The organism is Pseudomonas sp. Tri1, from assembly GCF_017968885.1.
GTDB lineage: Bacteria > Pseudomonadota > Gammaproteobacteria > Pseudomonadales > Pseudomonadaceae > Aquipseudomonas.
Window position 1 is genome coordinate 4,795,389 of the sequence record NZ_CP072913.1, and the last position, 15,780, is coordinate 4,811,168.

General features: G+C 57.4%; 17 protein-coding genes, 1 tRNA gene and 1 pseudogene. 7 read left to right on the forward strand and 12 right to left on the reverse strand.

All coding sequences use genetic code 11. From position 1 onward, the window contains the following. Positions 1-84: 84 nt before the first annotated feature. From J9870_RS20555 to J9870_RS20600, 10 genes and pseudogenes are all read right to left on the reverse strand, one after another. Positions 85-594 carry a GNAT family protein gene (locus tag J9870_RS20555; protein WP_210645360.1) on the reverse strand — a complete coding sequence of 170 codons (510 nt, stop codon included), beginning with the start codon at positions 592-594 and terminating at the stop codon, positions 85-87. 474 nt (positions 595-1,068) lie between these two features. Next, the gene (gene dapF, locus J9870_RS20560; protein WP_210639758.1) at positions 1,069-1,890 is read right to left on the reverse strand and encodes a diaminopimelate epimerase; all 822 of its coding nucleotides are present in this window, start codon (positions 1,888-1,890) and stop codon (positions 1,069-1,071) included. Continuing rightward, positions 1,881-2,246, reverse strand: coding sequence for a VOC family protein (locus J9870_RS20565; protein WP_210639759.1), 366 nt, complete (start codon positions 2,244-2,246; stop codon positions 1,881-1,883). The genes dapF and J9870_RS20565 overlap by 10 nt, the downstream gene beginning before the upstream one ends. 83 nt (positions 2,247-2,329) lie before the next feature. After that, entirely contained in the window at positions 2,330-2,893 is a 564-nt protein-coding gene (locus J9870_RS20570; protein WP_210645362.1) for a GNAT family N-acetyltransferase, read from the reverse strand. A gap of 45 nt (positions 2,894-2,938) precedes the next feature. After that, a complete protein-coding gene (locus J9870_RS20575) occupies positions 2,939-3,523 on the reverse strand; it encodes a hypothetical protein (RefSeq protein ID WP_210639760.1) in 585 nt (194 codons plus the stop codon). A gap of 270 nt (positions 3,524-3,793) precedes the next feature. Then, complete coding sequence (locus J9870_RS20580; protein ID WP_210639761.1) at positions 3,794-4,564, reverse strand: class I SAM-dependent methyltransferase; 771 nt, start codon at positions 4,562-4,564, stop codon at positions 3,794-3,796. A gap of 213 nt (positions 4,565-4,777) precedes the next feature. Beyond that, positions 4,778-5,733: pseudogene (locus tag J9870_RS20585) on the reverse strand (2-hydroxyacid dehydrogenase). 32 nt (positions 5,734-5,765) lie between these two features. Continuing rightward, positions 5,766-6,524 carry an SDR family oxidoreductase gene (locus tag J9870_RS20590; RefSeq protein ID WP_210639762.1) on the reverse strand — a complete coding sequence of 253 codons (759 nt, stop codon included), beginning with the start codon at positions 6,522-6,524 and terminating at the stop codon, positions 5,766-5,768. 42 nt (positions 6,525-6,566) lie between these two features. Next, complete coding sequence (locus tag J9870_RS20595) at positions 6,567-7,259, reverse strand: fumarylacetoacetate hydrolase family protein (protein ID WP_210639763.1); 693 nt, start codon at positions 7,257-7,259, stop codon at positions 6,567-6,569. Between the two features lie 101 nt (positions 7,260-7,360). Further along, complete coding sequence (locus J9870_RS20600; RefSeq protein ID WP_210639764.1) at positions 7,361-8,710, reverse strand: MFS transporter; 1,350 nt, start codon at positions 8,708-8,710, stop codon at positions 7,361-7,363. Here J9870_RS20600 and J9870_RS20605 point away from each other — a divergent pair. The 4 genes from J9870_RS20605 to J9870_RS20620 all read left to right on the forward strand — a co-directional run bounded on the left by J9870_RS20605 (position 8,709) and on the right by J9870_RS20620 (position 11,758). Beyond that, positions 8,709-9,095, forward strand: a complete 387-nt coding sequence (locus J9870_RS20605) for a hypothetical protein (RefSeq protein WP_210639765.1) — start codon at positions 8,709-8,711, stop codon at positions 9,093-9,095. The genes J9870_RS20600 and J9870_RS20605 overlap by 2 nt on opposite strands. Positions 9,096-9,285: 190 nt before the next feature. Further along, the gene (locus J9870_RS20610) at positions 9,286-10,221 is read left to right on the forward strand and encodes an AraC family transcriptional regulator (protein WP_210639766.1); all 936 of its coding nucleotides are present in this window, start codon (positions 9,286-9,288) and stop codon (positions 10,219-10,221) included. A gap of 75 nt (positions 10,222-10,296) precedes the next feature. Then, positions 10,297-10,773: a GNAT family N-acetyltransferase gene (locus J9870_RS20615; RefSeq protein ID WP_210639767.1), complete on the forward strand. Its 477-nt coding sequence runs from the start codon at positions 10,297-10,299 to the stop codon at positions 10,771-10,773. Positions 10,774-10,942: 169 nt separating this feature from the next. Next, entirely contained in the window at positions 10,943-11,758 is an 816-nt protein-coding gene (locus J9870_RS20620; protein WP_210645364.1) for a DUF1206 domain-containing protein, read from the forward strand. Between the two features lie 6 nt (positions 11,759-11,764). Here the strand turns inward: J9870_RS20620 and J9870_RS20625 are convergent, their stop codons facing one another. Continuing rightward, positions 11,765-12,268 (reverse strand): nuclear transport factor 2 family protein, encoded by a 504-nt coding sequence (locus tag J9870_RS20625; RefSeq protein ID WP_246883038.1) that lies wholly within the window; start codon positions 12,266-12,268, stop codon positions 11,765-11,767. A 208-nt stretch (positions 12,269-12,476) separates the two neighbouring features. Then, positions 12,477-12,566 (reverse strand) — tRNA-Ser (locus tag J9870_RS20630). A gap of 307 nt (positions 12,567-12,873) precedes the next feature. Here J9870_RS20630 and J9870_RS20635 point away from each other — a divergent pair. The 3 genes from J9870_RS20635 (at position 12,874) to J9870_RS20645 (ending at position 15,649) form a co-directional block, all read left to right on the forward strand. Further along, positions 12,874-13,563: a crotonase/enoyl-CoA hydratase family protein gene (locus J9870_RS20635; RefSeq protein WP_210639768.1), complete on the forward strand. Its 690-nt coding sequence runs from the start codon at positions 12,874-12,876 to the stop codon at positions 13,561-13,563. Between the two features lie 255 nt (positions 13,564-13,818). Continuing rightward, a complete protein-coding gene (locus J9870_RS20640) occupies positions 13,819-14,541 on the forward strand; it encodes a 1-acylglycerol-3-phosphate O-acyltransferase (RefSeq protein ID WP_210639769.1) in 723 nt (240 codons plus the stop codon). A gap of 136 nt (positions 14,542-14,677) precedes the next feature. Next, entirely contained in the window at positions 14,678-15,649 is a 972-nt protein-coding gene (locus tag J9870_RS20645) for a magnesium and cobalt transport protein CorA (RefSeq protein ID WP_092204682.1), read from the forward strand. Positions 15,650-15,780: the final 131 nt, after the last annotated feature.

Below are 15,780 nucleotides of genomic sequence, written 5' to 3' on the forward strand. Positions count from 1 at the left end.
GTCATAGCAGCAAAGGCATCGGTGTCTCTCGCCTGCCCTGACACTCCGTCGGGGGTCAACTCAATCTCTGGTAACTCATGAACGTCAGGTTTTCAATAGCGTACATATACTCAGAGAATCCCGCGCGCGACTCATATGAATGAGCGCTGTTCTTCGACTGTCCGCAGAAATTCGCTCCTCGATAGCAAAGGGTAAGAAACCCAGTTTTGGATAAAGCAGCAAACCCGCCGTATTTTCATTGAAGCAAGAGATCTGCACCTGCGTGGCGTTATAACGATCAAACGCCAGGGCCGTCATCGTCTCCACGAGGAAAGTCGCAACACCTTGACCTCGTGCCTCTTGGGCAACGATGACATTGCCGATACAGCAAACTCCCCCCGTTTCGGCCCGGTAGAAGTTGGCAAAGCCCACAATGCCGTCATCTGTCTCCACGACCGTCGAGTCGAATCGTTGAGTGATGGCGTTGGAGAGTTGAGTCTCAGTCAGAGGGTATTGAGCTTTCGGGAACATATAAAACAGTTCCTGAGCATTGAGCGGAAAACGGCAGATAGTTTTGACGTCATCAGCCTTCACTGGCCTGTGTCGCAATATCATCATGGGTCCTTGAGTTCTATGCGTCCGGCATTCTAGCGCACCTGGATTTGCTCAGACATCTGACCCGATCACGGCTTCTGGCCGAATGGTTGTTCATTCGCTCATGCCCCCTGGCTCTTGCGGCAACGCTTTGCCCATCTCGGCAAGCGCGTACCCCCAACCATTGTGGCGACGGGGTCAATGCCCCGTTAAAGAGAGGCCTACGCCAATGGCCCGGCTTTTGTTCTGCTTCTCGGCTACCCACCAAGGAGTACCAACATGATAGGAAGCACCTTACGTTCACTGCCGTACGTGGATAACCTCAGAAAGGCCTTGGAGAGTGGCACAGCGACTGCCGGCAGAATTCAGGTCACAAACGCAACGCCGGAAATCCAGCCCGGCTCGACGAAAACTTTCGCGATACACAACGGGCTCTTGAACAACTGGCAGCCAGCTCTAAAGCTGCGTAGGCCGATTGGGATCGGCCTCTGTTTGTCACGCTGTTGCTGTTAATAAGCTATCTGCGGTCATCCCCGAAAAACTCACCTCCACCGGCCCAATGAGAAAGACCGGCCCCACACCATCCCACTGAACCGTCACACTTCCACCGTCACACTCAACCTCAACTGAACTGTCCAACAAGCCACGCCGAATACCGTTGACAGCAGCACCACACGAGCAGGAACCAGAACCCTGCGCAACACCCGCTCCACGCTCCCATATGCGTAACCGGATATGGGAGCGATCAATGATCTGAACGAAATGAACGTTGGTCTTGAGTGGAAATAGAGCGTTGGTTTCGATTGCCGGTCCGATCGTCGCGATATCAATGGCGGCCAAGTCATCTACAAAATAGGTGCAGTGCGGATTTCCCATGCTGCAGGCCGCAGGGCCGCCTGCAAGTGGCAAAGCAGCGGTGTCCAGCTCCCGGGCCAAGGGAATGTCCGACCAGCCCAAAAGCGGCAGTCCCATGTCGACAGCAATTTCGCCGTTTGCCATTCGCTCGCAGGTGAGCAGACCACGCTTGGTACGTAGCGTTATCGAAGTAGTACTTGATTCGCGCATGAGCATATCTGCGGCACCTCGTGTTGCACTGCCACAAACATCCAGCGCGGAACCATCTGCATTCCAGAACATCACGCGGGCGTGCGCATCGTCGCAATCGAGCAGCACCGCGAGTTGATTGAAGCCAACACCGCGGTTCCGATCCCCCATTCGCCGAACCAGGGCACTTGTGATGGGGTTGGCTGAATCCCGCGAGTCGACGATCACGAAATCATCGCCATTGGCATGCATCTTGTGAAAGTTCAGCGGCATGCAAACGCTCTACTGGAAATAGAAATGGAATTCCCGTCAGGGTCTTTGGCGTTGGCGAAGGAATAACCGTCGGCCTTGTGCGTAGCGCCAAACTTCAGGCCTTGGGCCTCGCACTGTTCCTTGAAGCCCTCGACGTCCTGGGTATCAAAGACAAGCTTGACGGTGACTTGTCCTGTTTTAACGCTCTTCCCTGCCGGGTGAACCATCAGAATCGCGCCACCGTTTGCAGGCCTCAATTCGGTGACACGATCATCGGCCTGTTTTTCACAGGCAAAGCCGAAATGACGCGCGTAAAAATCACAGGTCGCTTGAACGTCCCGGACGTACAGCATGATTCGATTGAGTAACGGTTGCATGTTTTCTTCCTTGATTGTTGCTGACGATAAAGTCTTGGTGTGACATCAAGACCACTCACATCGGTGGCTCACGCCTCATTCACTCAATGAGACCTGGGCACAGGTCTTCTCTCAAGCCATTCCTCACGCGTCATTTCCCAAACCTCCTTAAGCGACGACCCACTCACAAAATCCCCCCGCTGCGTCGCAATCATGCGCATGCCTTCATGCTCCGAAACTTTACGTGAAGCATGATTGCCCACCGCCTTGGGCACTTGCATGACGGGGCGCTCCAACACTTCAAACCAATAGGCGTTGATCACCTCGCAGGCCTCGCGCATATAACCCTTCCCCTGCCATTGGGGCGCCAGCCAGAAACCTCGATTGTTCCCAGGCTGGTCATACAGGCTGATGCTGCCGATGCTGTGTGCAGGATCTTCGCCAAGGCGGATCATCCAATGCCATTCACGCCCCGCGGCAATGGCAGGCAGTGCCAGGTCGCGAACGTAAGTCAGCGCACCGTCATCCGGGTAAGGCCAGGGCACGCGGCTGTCCAGATAACGGACCACTTCCCAATGGGGAAACAACTGTTGAATCGCCGCTGCATCTGTCAATTCCAAGGGCGTCAGGATGAGGCGACGGGTTTGGAAAGCGGGGATGTTTTCCATCATGAAGCTCCTTTTCAAACGTTATGGCGTCCTTGGCAAACAACGCTAAAAGTTATCCGTCACCTTGCACAGTTTGCTTTCCTTCAAGGGTGAAGGGGAAAACGTGTCGGTCCCCACGGGCGCTTGTTGGAGCGTCACAGCACACTTATAAAGCCCTGCGGCGTCCAACTGGTAATCCACGCCTGCCTTGGGGACAAAGCTGAACATGTTGTAGCAGCGAGCACCGATGTAATGAAAGGCAATGGGCCGGCCGGCTGGCACTGACAGCTCAGTCATAACCATAGAAGATGGGGGCTCGCCGGTAACCGGCATGCCCAGGCTTTCTCCGTTGCGATTAGCGTAGCCATCCCGGAACGCCACCATGACGCCTGCACCCGGCAGGCGGAAGTCGACGCAATCGGACTTGGGCACGCCCCTGACCATGCCGTCGCTGATTACCCGCAGGCGTGCGGTCTCGCCACCGTCAGGCGTTGAATAGGGCGTGGAAAAAGAGCGGACATCCGTCAACGCGCCACATCCGCTGAGCAGGGCCAGGATGCTGACGCCCAAGGCACGTAGCAGCACGCGGAACGACATGTTGCGCAGGCAAACGTTAATCCGGAAGTTGAGGGGGCGCGGCGGTTGGCTCACGATGATGCTCCATGCGGGTCAGATATCCAGAAGCAACGACGATGAAGAAGGTCGTGCTGTCAGCGCGGGATTTTATAGAGGGTTCGAGGGCTCGCTGCAATGCCTGTCCTGACCTGGAGCAGTTGCCAGTCAATGGGAGGGAGAACCGGCTTGATGATCAACGCCCACACAAATATCGCCGCCGGGTTGACCCTTGCCGTGGTCTTGTTCGCGACACTACTTGACCTGTGGTTTCGTCATCGGATGCCCGCGCCCCGATCAGCTCAGCAATCAATCCAAACGGCGACATGCATAGGCTTGGGTTTGATAGGGGAACTCAATAATTTCACGCCCTCGCAAGGATGGGTGAGTGTCGATAAGCTGCTGCAACTGCTCGGTCACCTTCGCCCTTTCGGCAGGAGGCAGGGCGGCGATGAAGCTCACCGACAGGAACCGATCGATGATGACTTCCTTGGCAGTACCTGAGTGTGTGTATTGGAAGCAGGTCAGCTCGGGAGCCGAGAAATAGTTTCCGGTGAAGGGTGACCGCCACGCCCCGGTGTGAAAACGCGGAGCATCGCCTTCGTACGGAGTAATGATGTCAGTGATAGCTGCCACCCAGTCGACCGTCTCATCACGTACGTTCCAGATCAGCCCCAGTCGACCGTTCGGTCTGAGCACTCGGTGAATCTCGGCCAGAGCCTTTTCATTGGCAAACCAATGGAAGGCCTGGGCACATACCAGCGCTTGCGCTGTTCCAGATCCGAACGGAATACATTCAGCCGTCCCCTCCACGATCCCGACGTCCGGTAAACTTTTGGCAAACTCGGTTCGCATGGCCTCAACAGGTTCGACTGCAACAACGTCGATCCCCATGGACTTCAACAATCGAGTGAATTTGCCAGTGCCGGCCCCTAAATCGATAACCGCCGATCCCGGAAGAACGCCTAACTCTTTGGTCAGCCAGGTACTGAGTTCGGCTGGGTAGCTAGGGCGCCCTGCTGCATAGGTGTTGGCTTGCGATGAGAAGCCGATCTGGGCGACCTCTTGGATTTTTGCCATGAGCCATGACCTCACAATTGTCCTACCCCTTGTCGGGGTCTTTGACTGTCTTTCTACGGCCTTCGAAGCCGCCACTGGCCTTTTTCATTATTTTGTTTTTTTACTGCACGGGTAAGCACAGACCATCACAACACCATAGACCTTACCTCTGCTTCTGGCTCAACACAGCAAACTCATCGACTGGCCGTCGCGCAACCTTCCTGAAGTGCCCCCTCACCCCGTCACACACCCCTGCGGCACTTTCCCAGCAAAACTATCCACCAGACTCGCCACCACCATCTCCCCCATCCGCGTGCGGGTCTGCAACGTCGCACTCGCGCGGTGCGGTTGCAGCACCACCCGCTCATTGCCAAACAGCGCCTCGGGCACGTTCGGTTCATCGACAAACACATCCAGCGCCGCGCCGGCGATGTCACCGGTGCTGAGTGCCGCTACCAGGTCGGCCTCGTTGACCAGTTTGCCCCGGGCCACGTTGATCAAGTAGCCCCCTTGCCCAGGGCTTGCAGCACCTGGGCGTCGATGATGGCTTCGGCCTTGTCGGCGGCGGCCGCGAGGATCAGGGCGTCGCTGTCGCGGGCCAGTTGTTTGAGGTCGGCGACGAAGGTGTGGCTCACATCACTCATCGGTTGCAGGTCGGTGTAACTGATCGAACAACCGAACGCGGCGGCGCGGGTGGCCACGGCGCGGCCGACCCGGCCCATGCCGACGATACCGATGCGCATGCCGGACACTTGGCGGGCCAATGGCAGCGGTGCCAATGGCGTCGGGCTGTGGGGCCATTGGCCTGAACGTACGTAGCGATCACTCGTGCAGAGGCCGCGGCACACGGCGATCAATAAGCCGATGGCCAGGTCGGCAACGTCCTCGGTCAGCGCGCCGATGGTGGCGGTCACGCGGATTCCGCGATCCCTGGCGTAGGCCAGGTCAACGGCATCGGTACCGACGCCGTTGACCGCCACCACTTCCAGTTTGGGCAGTTGCGCCATGAGCGCCTGGCTGATGCCGGTATGGCCGCCGGTGATCACGCCGCGAATGCGGGCACCGTGCTCCTGCAAATACGCCGGTTTGTCAGCTTGTTCGAAATAGCGCCGGACCGTGAATAGCTCGCTGAGCCGAGTGTTGATTTCCGGGATCAGGATCGGGCTGAGCTGCAAGACTTCTGGCTTCATACAAACCTCGTGTAGCGAATAAAAAAACCGGCTCAACCGCGACCGGCAAAAGGCATGGCCGTGGCCATGACCGTCATATTCAAAACGTTGGCCGACAACGGCAGGCCGGCGATGTAGCGCACCGCATCGGCCACGTGCTTGACGTCCACCATCGGTTCCACCGCGATAGTGCCGTTGGCCTGGCGCACGCCTTTGGTCATGCGCACGGACATTTCGGTGAGGGCATTGCCAATGTCGATCTGGCTGCAGGCGATGTTGTACTCGCGCCCGTCCAGGGCCAGGGATTTGGTCAGCCCCAGCACCGCGTGTTTACTGGCGGTGTAGGCGCTGCTGAACGGCCGCGGAGTGTGGGCCGAGATCGAACCGTTGTTGATGATCCGTCCGCCCTGGGGCTGTTGCCGGCGCATCAGACCGAAGGCGCCACGGGCGCAAAGGAAAACGCCGTTGAGGTTGGTGTCGATCACGTTTCGCCACTGTTCGAACGTCAGTTCGTCCAACGGCACAGCGGGGGCATTGACCCCGGCGTTGTTGAACACCACGTCCAGGCGTCCGTAGACCTCGGCGATGGTTGCAAACAATGCATCGACACTGACTGGGTCGCGCACATCGGTGGAGACCGCCAGGGCTTCGCGGCCCTGGCTGGCCGCCAACTCGGCCAACGCCTGCAAGGGCTCTGGCCGGCGGCCGGCCAATACCAACGTGTAGCCGTCTTCCATCAGGCCCAGGGCCACCGCACGGCCAATCCCGCTGCCAGCACCGGTCACCAAAGCCACTTTCAATGTGTTCGACATGCTGTTCCTTCCTCTCTCGAATCAGTAAGACGAGCGTCGGACTCAAGGTCGCTGACCGACGCGCATTTGCAGTTGGCCGATGCCATCGATGCCGGCGCTGATGACATCGCCGGGCTGTAGCGCATCGACGCCGGCCGGGCTGCCGGTCATGATCAGGTCGCCTGCTCGCAACGCCACCGACTGGGAGATGCGGGCGATGACTTCACTGACCGACCAGATCTGACTGTCGAGGCTGTCGCGCTGGCGCTCTTCGCCGTTCACGTTCAGCCACAACTCACCTTCGGGATGCCCCGCCCGCGAGACCGGCACGATGGCGGTCATTGGCGCGGCGCCGTCGAATACCTTGGCGCCCTCCCACGGCAAACCGTTGCGCTTGGCCATGCGCTGGACATCGCGCCGGGTCAGGTCCAGACCCGCAGCGTAGCCCCAGACATAGGCCAGCGCCTGGCTCTCGGGGATATGGGCGCCGCCCTCACCGATGGCCACGACCAATTCGATTTCGTGAACGAACTCCTCGGTCAGCGATGGAAACGCCACTTCACCGACCGCCTCTACCACGCTGCTGGCCGGTTTCATGAAGAACACCGGCGGCTGGCGGGACTGGCCCTGGGTGTCTGGCCAGGGATAATTGCGGCCAACGCAAAAGACTCGCCCAACGGGAAACCGCTGCTGGGTGCCGACCACCGGCAGGGTCACTGGCAGGTCCGGAGTAAAGACGTACTCAAGCATATTCATCCTGGTAAAAGTCCTGATAGAAGCGTCAGCGTACGGCGGCAATCCTTGGTGAAGTTGGAGGAATGCCGCCTCGTGTTGGAGAAAAACAGCTTTTTTCGGGCTCAGCGCACCTTGAGTTCAATGCGGTACAAACGGCCGAGCAGCAACGAATAGGACAAGGTGCCAATCAGCGCCACGCCACCGATGAACCAGAAGGCCAAGGCGAATGAGCCGGTCTTGTGGACAATCGCGCCAATCACGATGGGGGTGACGATGCCACCGATATTGGCGGCCAGGCTGGTGATCCCGCCGGTCAGGCCGATCAGTTCCTTGGGGGCAACTTCCGACACCGCCGCCCACGAAGACGAAGCAATGCCTTGGGCGAAGAAGGCGATCGTCAGCACGGCGATGCAGATCACGTTCGAATCGGTGAAATTCACCAAAACAATGGACATACCCAACATCGACCCGACCACCAACGGCAACTTGCGGGCGAAGGACAGCGAATAGCCGCGGCGGATCAGCAAGTCGGAAACGATCCCGGCGAGCAGAATGCCCACCGTCGCCCCCACGAACGGCAGCACGGCGAAGATCCCGGCTTTGATCATGGTCAGTTGACGCTCTTCGATCAGGTAGGTGGGGAACCAGGTGAGAAAGAAGTACAGCGCCGACGTGCTGGCGAACTTACCGATGCAAATCGCCCAGACCTGCCGATAGCTGAACAACTCGGCGATCTGCCGCCAGTTGAACCGGGTGCGTTCCTGACTGCTCTTGACCAGCCCTCCCCCGGCCTCGATGTACTTCAACTCTTCCTTGCTGACTTTCTTGCAGTTCATCGGGTCGCGATACAGGAACAGCCAGGCCACACCGAAAACGATGCCGAGTGCGCCAGTGCTGTAGAACACATGACGCCAGTCGTAGGTGGTCGCCAGCCAGAGCAGCGCACCGGTAAACAGCGCCGTCCCCAAATACTGACCGCACACGTAGATGCTGCTGGCCAAGCCCCGTTCCCGCGCCGGAAACCACACCGTGACCGCACGGCTGTTGGCTGGAAATGCCGGTGCTTCCATCGCACCGACGGCCAGGCGCAGACCGAACAGCGAAGCGAACCCCGTGGCCAAACCTTGGCACACGGTAACGGTCGACCAACTGATCAGCGATACCCCGTAGGTGAACCGGGAACCGAAGCGATCGGCAATGAATCCGGCAGGCACCAATGCGATCGCATAAGTCCAGGCGAACGCGGAAAAAATCAGGCCCATTTCGATCTTGTCCAGGCCCAGGTCCTTGGCCAGGAACGGCGCGGCAATCGAAATATTCACCCGGTCGATGTAGTTGATGATCGTCGCAATCAGCAGCAACGAGAGCATGAACCAACGCCGACGCGATGGCAGTCGCCCGGGCACTACGGCGTCCCGGGCGCTGGCAATCACCGGCGCTGCGGTGGTCTGGGAGGTGTGGGAATTCGACATGGAAAACCTCGTTATTGTTAGAAGCGTCGAAATGTTTACGAGCAGCCGAAGCCATTGCCCTCGATACCGGGGCAGAAGCAATCGCTATTGGAATGGGAGGCGCGGACAGCGGGTGTCAGGTGTTCGAAAACACTCTGCAACAGGATCTGTCGAGGGAGACGGCGGGAGGGTCAGCGAAGAATCGAAACAGCTTCATGATGTGCGCACCTTTTTGGATTTGTTTTTGGATACGGGTCGGGTTGCGTGGCTCCAACAGTGGTCGTACAACCATCCAAAATCAACCGAGGTGTTAGATCATTTTTCCCGGAAGAAACTGCGACGCAGACACCTGTCCAAAAAAATCAAATCTGCAGTTTTTTCCTTTTTCCGTGAAAAACAAAAATAACAATTTGATTTTTAATAAAAAAATACCATTCCTTACCTGTGTTTTTTTGGACAAGCCCCCTTCCTACGCAGGAGGCAGAAAATTCACCTGCCGCGCCTCGTCATCGTATAAGTTCTTGAAAATCGGCCAGATGCGCCGTCACAATCCTCATCATAGTCATCGCCATGTACCTGTAGAGGATTCCCAGGAGATGCCATCACCGAGCCGAGTCCCCACCTACGTCATGCAGCAACGCAGCGAATTGACGGACTTTTACATCCGCGACAAAAAGGGCCGACGCGCCGAAACCAGCCCGCATCGCCACGAGTACTTCCAGATCCAGATCAACCTCGGCGGCGACACCGTGCAGCACATCGGTAACGTCGAACGGCCGTTTCCGCGCAACACCCTGGCCTTCATCCTGCCTCACCGCGTGCATGTGATTCCGCACCCGGCCGACAGCAACTTCATGGTGATCAATTTTTCCCAGACCTTCCTGCTGCCGCATTTGCAGTGTGACCCTATGGATCTGGAAGAGGTCTCGATTCTCCTGGCGCCCGAGCTGTCGCCGTTCCGCTTCCAGGAGCACCTGGACTTCATTCTGGGCGATGCGGATTTCGCCAAAGTCTGCGCCCTGATCGAACAGATGCGGGTCCTGGACGAGAACCGTCAGTTCGGCACCCGCGAGATGCTCAAGGGCTTGTTGCTGCAATTGATCGGCAGCGTCTGCGCCTTGTATGCCGAGCCGCTCAAGCGCCTGGCCGAAGAAAACGCCGCTGAAGTCAGCCGACGCGACGCGCTGAGCAGAATGTCCGAATACCTGCGCAAGAACATCGCCGACCCCGACCTCAACCTGATCAAGGTGGCTGCCGCGACGTACTTGTCCCCCACGTACCTGACTCACTGGCTGCGCAAGGAAATCGGCAAGACCTTCACCGAACTGGTGCTCGAACGCAGGATGCACGCGGCACGTAATTATTTACTCAACGGCACGCGTCCGGTGGGCGAAGTGGCGAGGTTGTGCGGGTTTGCCGACGAGGCTTATTTCTCGCGGCGCTTTCGCCAGATACATGGGCAACCGCCGGGGCAGTTCAGGCGCCAGCAACTTAATCCGGACAGTCCGCAGTTGCCATTGAACAACAGCTAGCTATATTCCACGCCATGAGCCGGCATCATCAGGTTATCTATGCTGGCTTCCCGGACGAAAACCAGAGCATGAATAATGTCCCTCAAGCCCAATCAAAACCCTCCAGTCATTTTGGTCCCCGCTCAACAAAGCGACTCGGACTCTCTGGTGAATATTCGAATCGAGGCCATGCGCGAAAGTCTGGAGCGTGTGGGGCGATTTGATCCGATACGCGCACGCGAGCGATTTCTCAGTGGTTTCGAACCTCGCTACACGCGCCACATCGAGGTGTCGGGAAGGAGGGTTGGATTCGTTGTGGTCAAGCATCACAACAGTGAGCTCTTGCTTGACCACTTGTATGTGAAACCAGATGCGCAAGGGTCAGGAATAGGCTCTGCCGTTCTCGATCATATTTTCAAGGAAGCGGATGCAGCCGCGCTCCCGATAAGGGTTGGCGCCCTTAAAGAAAGCGCCTCGAATCGCTTTTACATCCGCCACGGCTTCCAATTCGTCGAAAGCAGTGAGTTCGACAATTATTATGTTCGGCAGAGCGTTGGTGAAACCTGTGGGTGAGTGGCGTTGGGTGCAGAAAAGACTAGCCATTTCCGGTTTTTTGTTCTGGATCAAGCTTAGCTTTTGGGTTGCGCTGTGTGGAGAAGCGAACGGCTTCATGGAAATGCCAATCGAACCCCGTACAACGCCATAGGTCTGCTCCTGTATGACCTATCCGGAATTCAAGCCTATGTCCCCACATCAAAGCCTGGTTTTACTTGCGCGGGGCGGTTATGCCGCTCGAGGCGTCATTTATCTGATCATCGGCATCTTCGCCTTGCTGGCGGCGCAAGACTCGAGCAAATCGAAGGATAGTCACAGCAGCCTGGAAGTATTGTTGAGCCAGCCATTCGGCCATGCTTTAGTCGGCCTGGTGGTGATGGGTCTACTTGCCTTCGCCGGGTGGCGTGTGTTGCAGGCAACCCGTGATGTCGATCATCACGGTAAAGAACTCAAAGGCTTGGTGATTCGGGCAGGTTTGTTGGCTGGAGGTTTGATCAACGGCGCACTGGCATTTTTTGCGTTGGGTTTGCTGATCAGTGGTCTCAAAGGCTCGGGCGGCTCAGGCGGCGATCAGACCCAGGATCTACTGGCGCGCCTGCTGTCCTGGGATCACTCGAATGTGCTGATTTACCTCATCGCACTGATACCGCTTGGCGTCGGCATTGCTCATATCATCAAGGGCTGGAAGGCGTCGTTCGAGAAGTACTTCGAAGCTGACGAGGACGTCATGCGCTATGTGCGCCCGGTGTCACGCTTCGGTCTAATCGCCCGTGGCGTCGTCTTCATTGAAATCGCCCTGCTGCTCATCATCAGCGGCTCGACTTATAAAGCCATGGACCCACCCGGCATGAAAGACGCCCTCGATGCACTGCAAAACCTGCCGGCCGGTGGCGTGGTTTTAATGGTGATGGCGTTGGGGCTGATCGCGTTTTCGGTCTACAGCTTTTCCGAAGCGGCCTGGCGCAAGATAAACATGGATGTACCTGGAATGTCGGGAACATAGCGTTATTTATTGCTGCACAGGTTTTACACGACGCAAAAGATCGTCCAGTACGTAGGTATCCAGAAAGGCGTTTACTTCAGTGACCCGGCCGTCCTTGAAGGTCATGTGCCAGAGGTAGGTGTTGTTGTAGGGCCTTTGATCCAGGGCTGTGGCCTTGCCGTTCCATAGAACGACCACGACATCGTCTTCGGCAACGATGCTTTGGACGGTGGGAGAGATAGGGCTGGCCAGCCGAGCGCTGATCGGCTTAACGGCCCGCTCCATTAAATCGGTCTTGCTGTTATATACAACAGACACCGGGCTTGATCCGGCAACAGTCCATACAGCGTCAGGCGCCAGCAGATCGAACACAGTGCCTTTGCCTTGTTGCCAGTTCGTGAACGCTTGGCGCACCTGATGTGCATTGGCGTCTTGTGTCATTGTTTCCGACGCGTTAACTGTGCTGATTGAAAATAACAAACACAGTGCGGCGGCCTGAAGACGCATCGCCGAACTCATCCATATAGTCATGATCTTCTCTCACGCCCGTTGATAGGAATCTCTTCAAGAGAACCTTAACGGCTTGCGCCCAGAAGTCCGTGCTCAATACTGCTGCGGGGTTGCCTGATACTGTTTGGCGCTGTTCCCATATTGTTCCCATATCGCCCTTTTTCAGACGCCAAAAACCACAAACCCCCGACTTTCTCTAGGAAAATCAGGGGTTTGTGTTTGCAGAATGTGGCGGTGAAGGAGAGATTCGAACTCTCGATACAGTTTCCTGTATACACACTTTCCAGGCGTGCTCCTTAAGCCACTCGGACACTTCACCGTATCTCGGCAAACTGTTCAGTCTGTCGAGGCGCGCTAATGTAGTCGAAAGCTTTTCCGATGGCAAAGGTTTTTTTCAGAATTTTCATGCGGTTAAGGCGGTTGGGCATTTCAAACGCCTAGGAGCATGGCAAATCGGCCAATCTCCGGGTTTGTGTCTGCGCTGCACTATAGATGAAGGCATGGCCGCTTGGGCGGGCCAGGTTGTTTGTGGGGCCTGGGGCTGACCGGTGAGTCAGTCACGGTGCTTTACCTGGCCTGCGACGGTGGGTAACGTCTGCGTCACTTCTCTTACAAGGAATAGCGCCATGAGCGACCTGATTGCCTACCATCTCGAAGACGGTATCGCGACCCTGACCTTGAACAACGGCAAGGTCAATGCCATTTCGCCGGATGTGATCGCCGCGTTCAACGTTGCGCTGGACCAGGCGACGGCGGATCGGGCGGTGGTGATCATTACCGGGCAGCCGGGGATTTTGTCGGGTGGTTACGATCTGAAGGTGATGACCGCTGGTCCCAAGGAAGCGGTGAGCCTGGTCACGGCCGGTTCGACCCTGGCCCGTCGCCTGTTGTCACACCCCTTCCCTGTCGTTGTCGCTTGCCCCGGGCATGCGGTGGCCAAGGGCGCGTTCCTGCTGCTGTCGGCGGACTACCGCATTGGTGTGGACGGGCCGTTCAGCATTGGCCTGAATGAGGTACAGATCGGCATGACCATGCACCATGCGGGTATCGAACTGGCCCGTGATCGCCTGCGCAAGTCGGCGTTTCATCGCTCGGTGATCAATGCCGAGATGTTCAACCCACAGGGCGCGGTGGATGCAGGTTTCCTCGACAAGGTGGTGTCGGCAGAAGAACTGCAGAGCGCAGCTCTGGAAGCGGCGCGTCAGTTGAAGAAAATCAACATGTCCGCCCACAAGAACACCAAGCTGAAGGTTCGCAAAGCCCTGCTGGAAACGCTGGACAGCGCGATTCTGCTGGATCAGGAACACATGGGCTGACGCTCCCACGTCACTCAAGGCTTCCACGCTCATTGTGGTGAGGGATCTTGCTCCCTCACCACAGGCTCCCCCTCAGGGCAGGGCCTTTTCCTACGCGCGCCGTTTAAAAATCAGCAACCGCTCTAGCCCGCTTCTGTCGCCTCATTCGGAAACATACGCTCAAACATCCTCCATCTCCTACCTCTATGGCGGCAATTGCCGAAAACAGTGCACATCCGTACACTGCGCCACCTTTTGTCCCGATAGGGCCTGTAGATGCTGTTTGTACTGCGTATGTCATTGATGGCCCTGCATTTTGTCCTCGCGGGTATGCTCGGTGTAATCCTGGGCCTGTGCCGACCGTTCAATCCGGACAACAGCCGTTTATGCGCAAGATTGTATGCATTGCCCGCCATGTGCATCTTGCGCCTGCGGGTGAAGGCTGAGGTCAGCACGCTGGTGGATAAACCGCAGAGCTGCGTGATCATCGCCAACCACCAATCCAACTATGACCTGTTCGTGTTCGGCAACGTGGTGCCGCGCCGCACCGTGTGCATCGGCAAGAAGAGCCTGAAGTGGGTGCCGCTGTTCGGACAACTGTTCTGGTTGGCGGGCAACGTGTTGATCGACCGGGGCAATGCGATCAAGGCGCGCCGGTCGATGCTGACCACCACCCATACGCTGCAGCATGAGGATACGTCGATCTGGGTGTTCCCAGAGGGCACGCGCAATCTTGGCGAGGACTTGCTGCCATTCAAGAAAGGCGCCTTTCAGATGGCGATAGCCGCCGGGGTGCCGATTGTTCCGGTGTGTGTCAGCAGTTACATCAAGCACATGCAGCTCAATCGCTGGCGCAGCGGTGACATTCTCATACGCTCGCTGCCGGCCATTCCCACGGCGGGACTGAGTATGGACGACATGCCCCAGCTCATCGCCCAGTGCCGTGAGCTGATGCGCGAGTGCATCGCGACACTGGACCGGCAGCTGCAGGCCGCTTGAATGAAAAACCCGCCCCACGGCGGGTTTTCTTTTGCCGTCGAACTCCGCAGATTTTGCTGACTCTCAAGCAACAGGGCGCGCTAAGCTGAACATTGCCTGCCACTGCCATTTTCACAATAAGAAGTGAACCACCATTATGGGTAGAGTCGTTGCTGCTGCGGTATACAGCGCCGGAAAGAAAGTCACCAATATCACCCTTGACGAAGGCAGCGCCTGGGCCGCCAAACCTGGTCATTTTGTATGGATCGGCCTGGAAGAGCCCAGTGCCCTGGAGCTGACCAACCTGCAGCGTCAATTCAATCTGCATGAATTGGCGATCGAAGACGCGATGGAGAAGCACAGCCGGCCCAAGCTGGAGACCTTTGGCGATGCGCTGTTTATCGTCACCTATTCGCCAATACGCAAGGACGGCAAGCTGCAGTTCATCGAAACCCATATCTTTGCCGGTAAGGGCTACATCATCACCGCCCGTAACGGTCACTCAGCGTCCTACGCCCACGTCCGACAACGCTGTGAGGCGCGTCCTCTTTTGCTGAAACATGGGGAAGATTTTGTCCTCTATGCCATTCTTGATTTCGTGATTGAAAACTACCAGCCGATGGGTGAAGCCATTCACGCTGAAATCGATGAGCTGGAGCGCAATGTCATGTGCAGCTCCCTGAACGAGCGGGATATCCAGAACCTGCACAGCTTGCGTCGCGACGTGTTGCGCCTGCGTCGCTACGCGGCGCCGATGGTGGAGATCAGTGAAGAGTTGCAGAGACTCGACTTCCCCTTCATCGACAAGAACATGAGCCCGTATTTCCGCGATGTGCAGATTCATGTCACGCGGCAAATGGAAGACCTGGCGACCCTGGCCGACATCGCCAGCCAGACCATCGAAGTCGGCGTGTTGCTGGAAGCGTCGCGCCAGAGCGTGGTGCAACGCAAGTTCGCGGCGTGGGCGGCGATCCTCGCGTTTCCCACGGCAGTGGCCGGGATCTATGGGATGAACTTCCAGGATATGCCGGAGTTGAGCTGGCAATACGGGTATTTTGCCGTGCTGGGGGTCATTGCGGTGGGATGCTCCTCGTTGTGGTGGAGCTTCAAGCGTTCGGGGTGGTTGTAAGCGGGCGCTCTTCGCTGGGATTTGTGGGCATTCATCGCGAGCAGGCTCGCTCCCAGAAACAACTGTGGGAGCGAGCCTGCTCGCGATGAGGGCAGCCCATCCATCATCCATGCCAACTGATCCACCGCTAT